The 15273-nt window shown below is 74.7% G+C and carries 10 protein-coding genes; 7 read left to right on the top strand and 3 right to left on the bottom strand.

Translation table 11 applies throughout. The features are described 5' to 3' along the window. Positions 1-84: 84 nt before the first annotated feature. On the bottom strand, positions 85-1080 hold the full coding sequence (locus ACFPM7_RS22245; protein WP_378249631.1) for a LacI family DNA-binding transcriptional regulator: 996 nt from the start codon (positions 1078-1080) through the stop codon (positions 85-87). A gap of 61 nt (positions 1081-1141) precedes the next feature. Here ACFPM7_RS22245 and malQ point away from each other — a divergent pair, with 61 nt between their 5' ends. From malQ to ACFPM7_RS22230, 3 genes are all read left to right on the top strand, one after another. After that, entirely contained in the window at positions 1142-3028 is a 1887-nt protein-coding gene (gene malQ / locus ACFPM7_RS22240) for a 4-alpha-glucanotransferase (RefSeq protein ID WP_378249689.1), read from the top strand. 131 nt (positions 3029-3159) lie between these two features. After that, positions 3160-6066 (top strand): glycoside hydrolase family 9 protein, encoded by a 2907-nt coding sequence (locus ACFPM7_RS22235; RefSeq protein WP_378249630.1) that lies wholly within the window; start codon positions 3160-3162, stop codon positions 6064-6066. A 205-nt stretch (positions 6067-6271) separates the two neighbouring features. Beyond that, on the top strand, positions 6272-7447 hold the full coding sequence (locus ACFPM7_RS22230; protein ID WP_378249629.1) for a metallophosphoesterase: 1176 nt from the start codon (positions 6272-6274) through the stop codon (positions 7445-7447). A 4-nt stretch (positions 7448-7451) separates the two neighbouring features. Here ACFPM7_RS22230 and ACFPM7_RS22225 read toward each other — a convergent pair whose 3' ends face one another. Beyond that, positions 7452-8039: a GNAT family N-acetyltransferase gene (locus tag ACFPM7_RS22225; protein WP_378249628.1), complete on the bottom strand. Its 588-nt coding sequence runs from the start codon at positions 8037-8039 to the stop codon at positions 7452-7454. 4 nt (positions 8040-8043) lie between these two features. Further along, positions 8044-9606 (bottom strand): adenylate/guanylate cyclase domain-containing protein, encoded by a 1563-nt coding sequence (locus ACFPM7_RS22220; protein WP_378249627.1) that lies wholly within the window; start codon positions 9604-9606, stop codon positions 8044-8046. Between the two features lie 90 nt (positions 9607-9696). Here ACFPM7_RS22220 and ACFPM7_RS22215 point away from each other — a divergent pair, with 90 nt between their 5' ends. The 4 genes from ACFPM7_RS22215 (at position 9697) to ACFPM7_RS22200 (ending at position 15272) form a co-directional block, all read left to right on the top strand. Continuing rightward, a complete protein-coding gene (locus ACFPM7_RS22215; RefSeq protein ID WP_378249626.1) occupies positions 9697-9909 on the top strand; it encodes a hypothetical protein in 213 nt (70 codons plus the stop codon). A 9-nt stretch (positions 9910-9918) separates the two neighbouring features. Next, positions 9919-10398: a DnaJ family domain-containing protein gene (locus ACFPM7_RS22210; RefSeq protein ID WP_378249625.1), complete on the top strand. Its 480-nt coding sequence runs from the start codon at positions 9919-9921 to the stop codon at positions 10396-10398. A gap of 175 nt (positions 10399-10573) precedes the next feature. Next, positions 10574-13750: a S8 family serine peptidase gene (locus ACFPM7_RS22205; RefSeq protein ID WP_378249624.1), complete on the top strand. Its 3177-nt coding sequence runs from the start codon at positions 10574-10576 to the stop codon at positions 13748-13750. Positions 13751-13832: 82 nt separating this feature from the next. Beyond that, the gene (locus tag ACFPM7_RS22200) at positions 13833-15272 is read left to right on the top strand and encodes a flavin-containing monooxygenase (RefSeq protein ID WP_378249623.1); all 1440 of its coding nucleotides are present in this window, start codon (positions 13833-13835) and stop codon (positions 15270-15272) included. Position 15273: the final 1 nt, after the last annotated feature.

The raw sequence follows: 15273 nt of genomic DNA, 5'->3' as shown, positions 1-15273 counted from the left end.
GTCATCCCCTTGCCTCGGTGACACCGGTTCCGGAACCGGTTCCACCAGGCATTCAACGGCAGCGCTCGGGCCCGAGTCAAGATCTCAGGGCGCCGACTCCCGCACGACGAGGGAGGTGGGGAGCACGACGGGCTCGGCCGGGGCGGGCTCGCCGTCGAGCAGGGCGAGCAGCAGCCGGGCCGCCGCCTCGCCCATCTCCCGCGAGGGCTGGCGGACGGTGGTGAGCGCGGGCTGGGTGTGGCCCGCGACCGCGATGTCGTCGAAGCCGACCACGGCGACGTCGGTCGGCACTTTCAGGTCCGCCGCGCGCAGCGCGTCGAGCACGCCGACCGCGGTCAGGTCGTTGTGGGCGAACACGCCGTCGAAGCGCGCTCCCGCCGCCAGCAGCGCCGCGACGGCCACGCGGCCGCCGTCGCGGGTGAAGTCGCCCTCGGTGACCAGGTCCCCGTGCAGCGGCAGGCCGTGCTCGGCCAGTGTGGCGGCGAAGCCCGCCATGCGGTCGCGGGTGCAGCCGAACTCGGCGGGCCCGGTGACGACGGCCAGGCGCTCGCGGCCGAGGCCGATGAGGTGCTCGGCGGCAGCGGCGGCGCCGACGGCGTTGTCGGTGGCCACCGACGGGAAGCCGGGGTTGTGGCCGCGGTCGTCGACCATCACCACCGGCAGTCCGGACTCGTGCAGGCCGGTGATGTAGTCCAGGGTGCCCGGCGGGGCGACCAGCAGCAGCCCGTCGAAGGCCTTCGCGCTGACGTGGCGGGAGAACTGGGCCAGCGACTCCTCGCCGCGGTTCATGGTGTTGAGCAGCAGGCCGTAGCCGTGGGACTCCAGCACGTCGGCGACGCCCTGGAGCACTTCGCCCATCCACGGCCAGGTCAGGCCGGGCACGAACATGCCGACGGTCTGGGTGCGGCCCCGCGCCAGGCCGACGGCGCGGGCGCTGGGGGTGTAGCCGGTGGCGGCGATGATCTCCCGTACCCGGATGGCGGTGGCCGCGTCGACGTCGTCCTTGTTGTTGAGCACGCGGGAGACGGTGGTCTTGGAGACCCGTGCGCGCCGGGCGATCTCGGCGATCGTGACGCGCACGGCGCCTCCTCGGTGTCGCCGCAGTGCGCAGGCCCTGCGGAGTCCTTACGGTGGCACCGTGATCACTTCAGATCTGGCCGACCTCGCCTCAGCCTACGGTGTCGCCACGGGGTACGAGGACGGCGCGGGGCGCTGGCACGAGGTCGACCCCGATGTCGTCGTCGCCGTCCTCGCCCAGCTCGGCGCCGCCCCCGGCGACCCCGCGGTGCCGCCCGTGCGGGTGCCGACGGTGATCAAGCGCGGGGCGCGGGTGGATCTCGGCCGCGGTGAGCTGCTGCTGGAGCACGGCGGCAGCCTGCCGGTCGATGGCGTGCTGCCCGCCGACGTGCCGCTGGGCTGGCACCGGCTGCGCGGCGAGGCAGGCGAGACGCCGCTGGCGGTCACCCCGGAGAGCCTGGCCGCCGTGCGCCGCTCGTGGGGGTGGATGGTGCAGCTGTACGCGCTGCGCTCGCGCGGCTCCTGGGGCATCGGGGACTACGCGGACCTGCGCGCCTTCACCGGGGGCGTCGCCGCGCACGGTGCGGGGGCGGTGCTGGTGAGCCCGGTCGGGGCGATCACGCCGACCGAGCCGGTGGAGCGCTCGCCGTACTCGCCGTCGAGCAGGCGCTTCCACAACCCGCTGCTGCTGTCGATCACCGAGACCGACGCCTTCGCCGCGGCGGACCCGGACACCCGCGCCGCGGTGCTCGCGCTGCGCCCCGACCGCGGTGGCGAGCTGATCGATTACCCGGCGGTGTGGCGGGCCAAGTCCGCGGCGCTGGCCCTGCTCGCCCCCGCGAACTCGGTGGCCGAGGCTGATCTGGCGCTGGCTGATCCGGCGCTGGTCGAGTTCGCCACGTTCTGCGCGCTCGCCGAGCACCACGGCGGCGACTGGCGGCGCTGGCCCGCCGCGCTGCGCAGGCCCGACGCGCCCGAGGTCGCCGCCGCGCGCCGGGAGCTGGCCGAGCGGGTCGCCTTCCACGTGTGGGTGCAGCGGCAGTGCGCCGCGCAGCTGGCCGCCGCGCACGCCGCGGCCGGCGGCATGTCCGTCGGGGTGCTGCACGACCTGCCCGTCGGGGTGGACCCGGGCGGCGCGGACGCGTGGGCGCTGCAGGACGTGCTGGCCGCCGGGGTCACCGTGGGCGCGCCGCCGGACGCGTTCAGCCCCAAGGGCCAGGACTGGGCGCTGCCGCCGCTGCGCCCGGACCGCCTCGCCGCGGCCGGGTACGCGCCGTTGCGGGACATGGTCAGGGCCGTGCTCGCCCACGGCGACGGCATCCGGGTCGACCACGTCGCCGGGCTGTGGCGGCTGTGGTGGATTCCGCCGGGCGAGTCCGCCGACCGCGGGACCTATGTGCGCTATGACGGCGCGGCCATGCTCGGCGTGCTCGCGCTGGAGGCCGAGCGGGCCGGGGCGGTGGTGGTGGGGGAGGACCTGGGCACGGTTCCGGAGGAGGTGTCGCGGGAGTTGCGCGAGCGCGGCGCGCTGGGCTGCGCGGTGGCGTGGTTCGAGCGCGACGGCGACGGCGCGCCGACCCCGCCCGCCCGGTGGTCGCGGCGCGCGGTGGCGACGCTGTCCACCCACGACCTGCCGACGGCGGCGGGCTTCCTCTCCGGTGAGCACGTCCGGGTCCGCGCCGGGCTCGGTCTGCTGGACGACCCGGAGGGCGAGGCCGAGCGGGCCGAGGGCGAGCGGGCGGCGCTGCTGCGCCTGCTGGCCGACGAGGGCCTGCTGGAGCCCGGCGGGGACCCGGTCCTGGCCCTGCACCGCCTGCTCGCGACCACCCCGTGCGACCTGGTCCTGGTGGCGCCCACCGACGTGCTCGGCGATCCCCGCCAGCCGAACCTGCCGGGCACGATCGATGAGTACCCGAACTGGCGCATCCCGCTGGACCGCGACGTCGAGGAGCTGCTGGCGGACCCGAGGGTGGCCCAGGTGGTGGCCCTGCTGCGGGACTGCGGGCGGTAATCGGCTCTTTACCGATGCGGACGTGGGGCTTATGCTCCGGAACTGGGAGCGCTCCCAAGCCCTGTTCACCACGCCGCCGGCCGCCGGCGGTGCGGCACGCCGCTGTGCCGCGAGGCAAGGAGTAACCGTCGATGCTGTCGAGCAAGAGGCCCAGATCGCGCCTGGTGCGGCGGGTCGGGATCGCGGGGGCGGCGGCCCTCGTCGCGAGCGCGGTCGTGACCACCGTGACGACGCTGCCCGCTTTCGCCGACCCGCCGTACGAGCGGGTCGTGGGCGGGCAGTTCGCAGGCGCCACCCCTGACCCGTTCTGGAACGGCACCGGCACCACCGGCCGCGTCGTCAACGGCGAGTTCTGCACGCAGGTGCCCGGCGGCACCGCCAACCCGTGGGACGCCCTCATCGGTCAGAACGGCGTGCCCTTCGAGGCGGGCCAGTCCTACACCCTGACCTTCGACGCGCACGCCACGACCCCGCAGCCGGTCGGCGCGGGCGCGGGCGAGGGCGTCGCGCCCTACCGCGAGATCGCCCGCCGCACCTTCGATCTGACGACCCAGAAGCAGACCTTCACCTTCACCTTCACCTCCGAACTGGACTTCCCGGAGGCCGGACCCGGGCAGGTCACCTTCCACCTCGGCGGGCAGGCCGCGGCCAACACCGTCTGCATCGACAACGTCTCCCTCGTCGGCGGCGTCATCCCGCCCGGCGGCGCTCCGGACCCGGTGCCAGCCGTCAAGGTCAACCAGGTCGCCTACGTGCCGAGCGCGGCCAAGCGGGCCAGCGTCACCTCCGACTCGGCCACGCCGCTGACCTGGACGCTGCGCGACGCCGCGGGCGCCTCGGTCGCCACCGGGCAGACCAGGGTGATCGGCGATGACGCGCTGGCCGGGGAATCGGTGCACACCATCGACTTCTCCGCCTACGAGACCCCCGGCGCCGGGTACACCATCGCCGTCGGCGAGGACGTGAGCGCGCCCTTCGACATCGGCGTCGAGCAGATCCAGTCGCTGCGCGAGGCGTCGCTGTCGTTCTTCTACCACCAGCGCAGCGGCATCGAGATCGAGGCGCAGTACGTGGGCGAGGAGTACGCCCGGCCCGCCGGGCACATCGGCGTCGCCCCGAACAAGGGCGACACCTCGGTCCCGTGCCGTCCGAACACCGGCTGCTCCTACAGCCTCGACGTCAGCGGCGGCTGGTACGACGCAGGCGACCACGGCAAGTACGTGGTCAACGGCGGCATCTCCGTCTGGCAGCTGCTCAACCTCTACGAGCGCTCGGCGGCCTTCGGTGACGCCGACGCCTTCGGCGACGGCAGCCTGGCTATCCCGGAGAACGACAACGGCGTGGCCGACCTGCTCGACGAGGCCCGCTGGGAGGTCGAGTTCCTGCTGAGCATGCAGGCCCCCGCGGGCAGCGTGAACGCGGGCTGGGTACACCACAAGATGCACGACGAGTCGTGGACCGGGCTGCCGATGCTGCCGCACCAGGACGACCGCGCCCGGTACCTGGCGCCGGTGTCGACGGCTGCCACCCTCAACATGGCCGCCGTCGCGGCGCAGGCCGCGCGCCTGTGGGCCGACATCGACCCGGCCTTCTCCGCCCGCGCCCTGGCCGCGGCCCGCACCGCCTACAGCACCGCCAAGACCAACCCGGTCAAGCTGGCCGACCCCAACGACGGCACCGGCGGCGGCCCGTACAACGACAACGTCGTCACCGACGAGTTCTACTGGGCCGCGGCCGAACTGTTCGCGACCACCGGCGAGGCGGGCTACCGCGCCGACGTCACCGGTTCCGAGCACTACAAGGGCACCAGCATCACCACCCGGGGCTTCGACTGGGGCGGCACCGGCCCCCTCGGCGACATCACCCTCACGGTGGTGGACACCGACCTGCCCGCCGCCGACCTCGCCTCGATCGAGTCGGCCATCACCGACACCGCCGACGCGCACCTGGCGAACATGGCGACCCAGGGCTACCCGGCGCCGTACGAGGAGCCCACCGGCGACTACGTGTGGGGCTCCAACGGCCTCATCGCCAACAACGGCGTCATCATCGCCCTCGCCCACGACCTCACCGGCGAGGCGCGCTACCGCGACGGCGTCTTCGAGGCGTTGACCTACCTGCTGGGCCGCAACCCGATGGACACCTCCTACGTCACCGGCTACGGCGACAACCCCGTCCGCAACCCGCACCACCGGACCTGGGCCAACCAGCTCGACCCCAGCACCCCGACCGCCCCGCCCGGAATCCTCTCCGGCGGGCCCAACACCGGCCTGCAGGACCCGATCGCCGCGCGCCTGCTGCCCGGCTGCGCGCCGCAGAAGTGCTTCATCGACCACATTGAGGCGTGGTCGGTCAACGAGATCACCGTCAACTGGAACTCCGCGTTCGCCTGGCTCGCGGGCTGGGCCGCGGAGAACGCCGAGGCCGCGCCGCCGCAGGACACCCCGCCGACGGTCCCCGGCACCCCGGTCGCCTCCGACGTCACCGCCACCAGCGTCAAGCTGACCTGGACGGCGTCGACCGACGACAACGGCGTCGCGGGCTACGACGTGCTGCGCTTCCAGGGCGACGCGATCTCCGTCGCGGCGTCGGTGACCGGCACGACGGCGACGCTGTCGGGCCTGACCCCCAACACCGAGTACACCTACGCGGTGCGCGCCAAGGACACCGCGGGCCAGATGTCCCCGCACTCGGCCAAGGTCACCGCGCGCACCACCGGCGGCGCGAGCGGCTGCACGGTGGTCTACACCGCCCACTCGTGGGACAAGGGCTTCACCGCCTCGGTGACCCTGACCAACTCCGGCACCACGGCGTGGAGCAACTGGACACTGGACTTCGCCTTCCCCGGTGACCAGAAGCTGACCCACGGCTGGTCGGCGACCTGGGCCCAGTCGGGCAAGAAGGTCACGGCCAAGAACCTGGCCTGGAACGGAGCGGTCCGCCCCGGCCAGTCGATCAGCGTCGGCTTCAACGGCAGCCACCCCGGCACCAACCCGAACCCGAGCGCCTTCACGGTGAACGGCTCGGCCTGCGGATAGTCCCGTCCGCACGACACGGCCGCCGGTGGCGACCCCACCGGCGGCCGTGTCGCGCGCGGAAACGAGGGTGGTCGCGTCGTGCGGGCGGGGTCACTCCCGGCCCGCGAACCGCGAAGCCTGCGAATCCCGATGCCAGCGATCTTGGTCGGCGGCGGTAGCGCTCAGTGACGCCTACACTCGAACCGGAGTTGAGTGGGAGTGGCTGATGGTGAGCACTGAGGAAGCGCCCGTCCGCAAGAGCCGGGGAGCGCTGCGGGCACCCTTCGCGGCCGTGCTGGTCGTGATGGTGGCCCTGTTGTTCGGCGTGCCCTGGTGGGCGCTCGTCGCCGGTGGGCAGGACTGGCCGGGGTGGCTGCTCGCCGCGGGGTCGGTGGTGTTCCTCGCCGGCGCGGTCGCCATGCCGGTGGGCATGGTCACCGGGCACGGGCGCGACTCCGACCGCGGGTCGGTGGTGGGCAGCACCCTGCTCGGAGTGTCCTGGGTGTTCTTCAGCACCACCCTGCTCGGCCAGGCCGTCGAGCTGGTCCTGGCCGTCGCGGGCGTCGAGGACCCGCTGCGCTCGCGCGCGGTCGCCGCCGCGACGGTGCTCGTCGCCGTGAGCGCCCTGGCCTGGGGCTACGTCGAGGCGATGCGCGTGCCCAGGGTGCGCCGCACCGCGGTGCCGATCGAGCGCCTCGGGCCGGGCCTGGACGGGCTCACCGTCGCCGTGCTGGCCGACACGCACTTCGGCCCGCTGGACCGCGCGCGCTGGTCGCGGCGCACGATGGCGGCAGTCGCGGCGCTGGAGCCGGACGTGCTGGTGCACGCCGGTGACATCGCCGACGGCCCGGTCGAGCGCCGCCGCGCCCAGTCCGAGCACATGGGGCCGCTGAAAGCCAAGCACGCCAAGGTCTACGTCACCGGCAACCACGAGTACTACAGCGGCGCGCCGTCGTGGGTCGAGCACATGGCCGAACTCGGCTGGGAGCACCTGCACAACACCCACCGGGTGATCGAGCGCGGCGGGGACAGGCTCGTCGTGGCCGGTGTGGACGACCGCACCGCCGCGCACGCCGGCATCGACGGCCACGGCGAGGACCTGGCCGCCGCCCTGGCGGGCGCCGACCCCGACCTGCCGGTGCTGCTGGTCGCCCACCAGCCCAAGCAGGTCGCCGACGCCGTCGCGCACGGGGTCGACCTGCAGATCTCCGGGCACACCCACGGCGGCCAGATCTGGCCGTTCCACTGGATGGTGCGCACCGACCAGCCGCACCTGCAGGGCCTGGCCAAGGCGGGCGGGCGCACCTGGATCTACACCAGCAGGGGAGCGGGCTTCTGGGGTCCGCCGTTCCGGGTGTTCGCGCCCAGCGAGATCAGCCTGCTCACCCTGCGCCGCGCCTGAGGGCTCACACCCAGGCGTCGGTGCGCAGGCGGGAGTGCACATGCATGTCGTGCCAGCCGTCGGCGTGCAGCGCCGCGCCCCGCCGGGTGCCCTCGGGGCGCAGGCCCGCCCGGACGGCCGTCCGGCAGGAGGCGGGGTTGGCGGTGGAGTGCTCGGCGAAGACGCGGTGCAGGCCGAGGTCCTGAAGGCTCCAGCGGAGCAGCGCCCTGGTCGCGCGGGCGGCCGCGCCCGCGCCGCGGGCGCGCGGGGCCGTCCAGTACGACAGGCTCGCCGAGCCCTCCACCAGGTCCACCGAGCGCAGCCCGACCTGGCCGAGAAGCTCGTCGTCGCCGCCGACGACGGCCCAGCTGGCGTCGGCCTCGGCCCGCCAGCGCAGCGACCACGCCTCCGCCCACACCGCCGCCTCGTCCAAGGAGTCCATGCGGCGCACGTGCCAGCGCTGGATCTGCGGGCAGTCGAAGGCGTCCTTGACCGCCGCGGCGTCGTCGGCGCGCCACGGGCGCAGGACGAGCCCGCACGGCTGGGGCAGGGTCGGCTGGGCGCGCCCGCTCAGCGCGCCGGGCGGCAGGGCGGGCTCGGTCAGGACTGGCACCGGCTCATCCTCGCAGGCCGAGCACGTGCACGGCGGTCTCGCGGGTGCGCCCGCGCAGGGTGAGCGCGTCGTGGGGGCGCCAGAGCGCCCGCTCGCCGGCCGAGGCGGCGGCGAGGACATCCCCGGAGGCGGCCAGCGCCCCGGGCAGCGACTTGGCCAGCTCGGTCAGCCGCGCCGCCTCGTTGACCGGGTCCCCGATGACGGTGTACTCGAAGCGCCGCGCCGCCCCGACGTTGCCCGCCACCGCCGGTCCCGCCGAGACCCCGACCCCGGCCGGGCACTCGGGCACCTCGCCGGGCAGCCGGGCGGCGATCGCCCGCGCCGCCGCCAGCGCGCGTCCGGCCGCGCCCTCCACCGCCGCTGGCGCGCCGAAGACCGCCAGCGCGGCGTCGCCCATGAACTTGTTGACGAACCCGCCGTGGGCGTGGACCTCGTCCACCACGACGGCGAAGAACCGGTTGAGCAGGTCCACGACCTCCGTCGGCGGCCGGGTCGCGGCCAGCGCGGTCGAGCCGACGATGTCGACGAACACCACGGCCACCTCGTGGACCTCGCCGCCCAGCCGGTCCGCGCCGCCTGCGACCGCCACGTCGGCGACCTCCTGGCCGACGTGGCGGCCGAAGAGGTCCCTGATCCGCTCGCGCTCGCGCAGCCCGGCGACCATGCGGTTGAACCCGGCCTGCAGCATCCCCAGCTCGGTGCCGTCGTAGACGGGGACCTCGGCGGCCAGGTCGCCGCGCTGCACGCGGTCCATGCCCGCCCGGACCGACTGGATGGGCGCGACGGTGTTGCGCGCGCTGAACACCATGACCAGCAGCCCGATGGCCAGCGCGATCACGCCGAGGACGAGGACGGTCACCGCGAGCTGGGTGGTCGTGTAGTCGCGCACCATCGCGAAGATGGCCACCACGACCAGCCCGGCCACCGGCACGCCGGTGCCCAGCGCCCAGAACAGCAGGGTGCGCACCAGCACGCCCGCGCCGCCCACCCGCGACGGCGGGCTGCCCGAGAGCGCCAGCGCCGAGACCGGCCGCAGCGCGAACTCGCTGAGCAGGTAGGCGTTGGCGCACACCACGATCCCGGCGAAGCTGACGGTGAACCCGACGGTGTAGACCTGGTCCGGCTGGAGCAGTCCGATGAGGATGGTGAACAGCGCGGTGGCGACGCCCCACAGGCTGGCCTGCATGAGGGTCAGGTTCAGCGGCACGCGCAGGGCTGCCCGGCGGGCGGTCTCCTCCTCGCCCGCTGCTGCCTCGGGGGCTCCGCCGAGAGCCCAGCGCAGGTCGCGCAGCGCCCAGCGGGTTCCCCACACCGCGCCCACGGCGATGGCCGCGACGACGTAGGCGGGCACGGCGATCGCGGTCACCAGGGCGGTGCGCCCGTCCGGGCGCGGACCGGGCAGCACCACCGTGGACAGCAGCGCCACCACCGCCGCGCCGATCAGGTTGGCGACCACCAGCGTCACCGTCAGCAGGACCTGCACCCGCCTGCGCAGGGCGGCCCGGTCCTCGCCCGCCGGTCCGAGCAGCCGCGAGCCGAACGGGCGCCGCGAGGGGTCTGCGCTCACCCCGGCAATCTACTGGCCAGTAGTCACCGGTGCGCGGCGGGCCGCCACCGCCGCGGGTGGGCCGCCCGGCGCTGCACTAGGCTGCCGGTCGTGCCCAGCTCAGACCACCGCGACCGACCCGCGCGGCCGCTCGTCGGGTTCGGCCCGATCGACCTGTTCTGCCTCTTCGCCGTCGTGCCGCTGCTGATCGCCGCGGGCATCCTGATCATCGAGGGTGTCGCCTCGATCGGGATCGTGTTCCTGGTGCTGGCCCTGTTGGTGCTGGCCTTCGACTCGTGGGTGCACCGTCCCGACCCTCGGTAGCCTGGGGTCATGACCGAGCGCAAGCCCGCGAACGTCTCCTTCGAGTCCTGGATCGACGCCCAGATCAGGGCGGCGCACGACCGTGGCGAGTTCGCGGACCTGCCCGGCGCGGGCAAGCCGCTGCGCCACCACGAGGACGACATGTGGTGGCTCAAGGAGTTCATCAAGCGCGAGGAGCTGGAGACCGGCGCGCTGCTGCCCGAGGGGCTGCGGCTGCGCAAGGAGGTCGAGCTGCTGCCCGCCGCCGCGGCGGCGCTGCCCACCGAGGAGCGGGTCCGCGCTCTGGTCGGCGAGCTGAACGAGCGCATCGACGCCTGCCTGCGCACCCACACCGGCCCCACCGTGCTGGTGCGCTTCGTCGACCCCGACCAGATCGTCGCGGGCTGGCACACCGACCGCGCGGCCCTGCTGCGGCGACTGGCGGAGGCGAAGGCCGAGGCGGAACCGGAGCCCGCGCCCGCCCCGCGACGCTGGTGGCGTCGCGGCTGAGCCGTCGCGCAGGGTGGCCGAGCACGCTGTTCGCCCTGGAACAAGTGGGTGATTTCCCAACGCACCGTTGTGTCGTCTGGTGAGCCGCGGTTACGTTCGACCCGCTATCAGGGGAATGTCGGCGATTCGCCCGGTGGTGGACCTTAGTGCCCACATGACCGGAGGTGCGCCAGTCGTGCATTCCGCCAAGCGGACCGCGGTGGTCGTCGCCGCGTCCCTCCTCGCCGCCCTGCCCCTGACCCCCCACGCGAGCGCGCAAAGCCGCGCCGAGACCGGCCCAACCCACACCGGCCCAACCCACACCGTCACCCTGATCACCGGTGACCGCGTCCACGTCCGGGGCGGGGAGGTGCTGGTGCGCCCCGCCGAGGGCCGCGAGCACATCGCCCACGCCACCCGCCGCGTCGGCGAGCACCTCTACGTCACCCCCGCCGACGCCGTGCGCCCGATTGCCGAGGGCCGCCTCGACCGGCGCCTCTTCGACGTCGCCGCGCTCATCGACGCGGGCTACGACGACGACCGCCGCGCCGACCTGCCGCTCATCACCGACGCCCCCACCCCAGCCCTGCGCACCACCGCCGAGCTGCCCCGCCTGGGCCTGCGCGCCGCCACCGCGGTCAAGGCCGACCTGGCGGCCGCCTGGCCCGCGATCGCCGCGGCGGGACAGGTCTGGCTCGACGGCAAGCGGACCGCGCTGCTGGAGCGCAGCACCGCCCAGATCGGCGCGCCCGAGGCCTGGGCCGACGGGCTGAGCGGGGCGGGCGTCACCGTCGCCGTCCTGGACACCGGCGTCGATGAGACCCACCCCGACCTGGCCGGGCGGCAGAGCGCCGAGCGCAACTTCACCGCCGACGCCGACGCCACCGACGCCTTCGGCCACGGCACCCACGTCGCCTCGATCATCGCCGGGGAGGGCGGGCGCTACCGCGGCGTCGCCCCGGGCGCGGACATCCTCGACGCCAAGGTGCTCGACGCGACCGGGTCCGGCCAGGAGTCCTGGGTGCTGGCGGGCATGGAGTGGGCGGTCGCGCAGGGCGCCGACATCGTCAACCTCAGCCTCGGTGGGGCCGACACCCCCGACACCGACCCGCTGGAGGCCGCGGTCGAGGCGCTCTCGGCCGAGCACGGCGCGCTGTTCGTCATCGCCGCGGGCAACTCCGGGCCCGGACCGCGCTCGGTCGCCTCGCCCGGCAGCGCCGACGCCGCGCTCACCGTCGGCGCGGTCGACCGCGCCGACGCCGTCGCGCCGTTCTCCAGCCGCGGCCCCCGCCTCGGCGACGGCGGTATCAAACCCGACATCACCGGCCCCGGCGTCGACATCGTCGCCGCGGCGTCCGCAGGCGGCGTGATCGGCGAGCCCGTCGAGGACGGCTACATCGCGCTGTCGGGCACGTCGATGGCCACCCCGCACGTCGCGGGCGCGGCCGCCCTGCTGGCCCAGGCCCGCCCGGACTGGCCGGGGCAGCGGCTCAAGTCCGCGCTCACCGCCTCGGCGGCCCCGACCGGCGGGGAGACCGCCTTCACCCAGGGCTCCGGGCGCGTCGACGTGCCCGCCGCCTTGGCCAAGACCGTCACCACCTCGCCCACCTCGTTGGGCCTGGGCACTCAGCAGTGGCCGCACGATGACGACGAGCCCGTCTCCCGGGAGCTGACTTACCGCAACGACGGCGACGCCCCGCTGACCGTCGACCTCGCCGTGGAGGCGGTCGGCCCGGACGGCGCCCCCGCCCCCGACGGGCTGCTCACCGTGACCCCGGCCCGGCTCACCGTGCCGGCGGGCGGCACCGCCACCGCGACCGTCACCGGCGACACCTCGACGGGCACTGCCGACGGCCTCTACAGCGGCGCGGTCCTCGCCTCGTCCGGGGGCGAGCCCGCGGTGCGCACCCCGGTCGCCGTCGAACGCGAGGTGGAGAGCTACGACCTGACGCTGCGCGCGGTCGGCCCCGACGGCGCGCCCGCCGCGTCCTTCGAGGGCCTGCTGATGAACAAGTCGGGCGGCCCCCCGGTGTTCCTGTCCGACCCCAGCGGCACCGCCACCGCCCGCCTGCCCAAGGGTGACTACCTGCTCGACACGCTGCTCATCGGCCCGACCGGCACCCGCCTGTTCCACGTCGCCCAGCCCGTCCTGGCGCTGTCGGCCGACGCCGCCGCGACCGCCGACGCCCGCCAGACCAGGGTCATCCGCCTCGCCCCGGCCGACGCCGCCGCCGAACTCGTCATCGCGCAGGCGACCTACGCGGTGTACTTCCCCAGCGGCACCGGCATCACCGTCAGCGTCGGCGCGACCGACCCCGGCGCGCTGGCCACCCAGCACGCGGGGGCGGGCGTCGACGGGCTCGCCGCGATGGCGGGCGCGCACTGGGCCACCCCCGATGACGCCTACTACCTGACCGCGCACCGCGACGACACCGCCTTCACCGGCCTGGACCGCACGGTGCCGCGCGCGGAACTGGCCACCGTGCGCACGATGGCCGCCGCGTCGGGCCCGCGCCGCCAAGCCGAGGAGGTCGCCATCGGCCGCGGCGACGCGGTGGGCATGCTGTTCCTCGGCAGCCGCCGCGCCCTGCCCACCGAGATCACCTCCCACGTCACCACCGGCTCGACCTGGTCCGGCGGGATCTGGGAGTACGAGGAAGGCGGCGCCGACCCGGTCACCGACCTGGCCACCCCGCGCGAGCGCCTGGCCGCGGGGCGCGTCTACGAGCGGACCGTCAACTCCCCGGTCTTCGCGCCCGCCTTCGACGGCGAGAGCCGCGCCTGGCGCTTCGGCGACGACCTGGTGCTGAACATCCCGTTCGCCGGGGACGGCGCGGGCAACGTCGGCTGGTCCTCCTACACGAGCGGGCGCACGGTGCTCACCAGGGACGGCGTCGAGGTCCGCGCGGCCGAGCAGCCGGGATCTGCGGTGGTGCGGGTACCGGCCGAGGACGCCGAGTACGGGCTGACGGTCACCGCCGACCGCGGTGCGGTGTTCGCGACCAGCACCCGCGTCGAGGCGTCCTGGACCTTCCGCTCGGCGAGCAGCCCCGGGACGTCCACTCCGCTGCCGCTCGCCGCGATCCGGCTCAGCCCCGATCTCGGCGAGACCGGGGCGGGCGTGCCCGGGCAGTCGCTGACGATCCCGGTGGCGCTGGTCACCAACGGCGGCGGGGAATCGGCACCGAGCGCCCTCACCGCCGAGGTGTCCTTCGACGGCGGCGCGACCTGGCGGCCCGCGGCCTCGACCGCGACGTCGGTGACCGTCGCCCACCCGGCCGCGGCGACATCGGTGTCGCTGCGGCTCTCGGCGGCCGGGCCCGCGGGCACGAGCGCGCTGACCGTCATCGACGCCTACCGGCTGGTCGGGTGATCCACCCGCTCGCGCGGTCGGCGGCTGTCGCCCGCCGCGCGAGCGGGTAGCGTCGCCCGGGACGACCAGGGGAGGACCGGGTATGGAGCACGTCGACGTGCTGATCGTCGGGGCCGGGCTGTCGGGCATCGGGGCCGCGTGCCACCTGCGGCGGCGGCTGCCGTCGGCGAGCATGGCGATCGTCGAGGCGCGCTCGGCCATCGGCGGGACCTGGGACCTGTTCCGGTACCCGGGGGTGCGCTCGGACTCGGACATGCTCACCCTCGGCTACTCGTTCCGGCCGTGGCGCGGCTCGGCGGTGCTGGCCGACGGGACCTCGATCCGCGAGTACATCCGCGACACCGCCCGCGAGTACGGCGTCGACCGGCTGGTGCGCTTCGACAGCAAGGTCGTCGCGGCGTCCTGGGACAGCGCGTCGGCCACCTGGACCGTCACCATCGACACTGGTGCCGAGACCTCGACGCTGACCTGCGGGTTTCTGTTCTCCTGCACCGGCTACTACCGCTACGAGGCCGGCTACACCCCCGACTTCCCCGGCCTGGCCGAGTTCGGCGGCGCGGTGGTGCACCCGCAGCACTGGCCCGCAGAACTGGACTGGACCGGCAAGCGCGTCGCCGTCATCGGCAGCGGCGCGACCGCGGTGACCCTGGTGCCCGCGATGGCCGAGGCGGCGGCGCACGTGACGATGGTGCAGCGCTCGCCGAGCTACGTGCTCTCGCTCGGCTCCCGCGACGGGCTCGGCGACCTGGTCAGGAAGGTGCTGCCCGCCCGCTTCGCCCACCCGGCGGTGCGCTGGAAGAACGCGCTCGCCGGGTTGGCGTTCTACCGGCTGAGCAGGCGCTTCCCGGACCTGGTCCGCCGGGTGCTGCGCTGGGGTGCGCGCAAGCAGCTGCCCGAGGGCTACCCGGTCGACACGCACTTCCGCCCGGACTACGCGCCGTGGGACCAGCGGGTGTGCTTCGTGCCCGACGGCGACCTCTTCCGCGCCATCAGCTCCGGCAAGGCGTCCGTGGTGACCGACAAGGTGATCGGGCTCTCCCGCGACGGGGTGGACCTCGCCTCCGGCGAGACCGTGCCCGCCGACGTCGTGGTGACCGCCACCGGCCTGTCGGTGCTGCCTTTCGGCGGTGTCGAGGTGACCGTGGACGGCGAGCGCGTCGACTTCGCCGACACGGTGGCCTACAAGGGGATGATGCTCAGCGGCGTGCCGAACTTCGCCGTCGCGATCGGCTACACCAACGCGTCGTGGACCCTCAAGTGCGACCTTGTCGCCGAGCACGTGTGCAGGCTGCTCGCGCACCTGCGCGAACGGGGCCTGCGCACGGTCGTCCCGGTCGAGCCGGACGGGTCCGTGCGCAGGCTGCCGTTCATCGATCTGCAGTCCGGCTACGTCAAGCGCGCCGGGGCAGCGCTGCCCAGCCAGGGCGACGTCGCGCCCTGGCGGCTGCACCAGAACTACCCGAGGGACGTCCTGCTGCTGCGCAGGGGCAGGGTCGACGGCGAAGGCCTGGTCTTCTCCTGAC

This window comes from Actinokineospora guangxiensis, from assembly GCF_042657845.1.
Classification (GTDB): Bacteria; Actinomycetota; Actinomycetes; order Mycobacteriales; family Pseudonocardiaceae; genus Actinokineospora; species Actinokineospora guangxiensis.
Note: the sequence above shows the minus strand (reverse complement) of the source record. Positions and strands in the feature narration are given on the sequence as shown.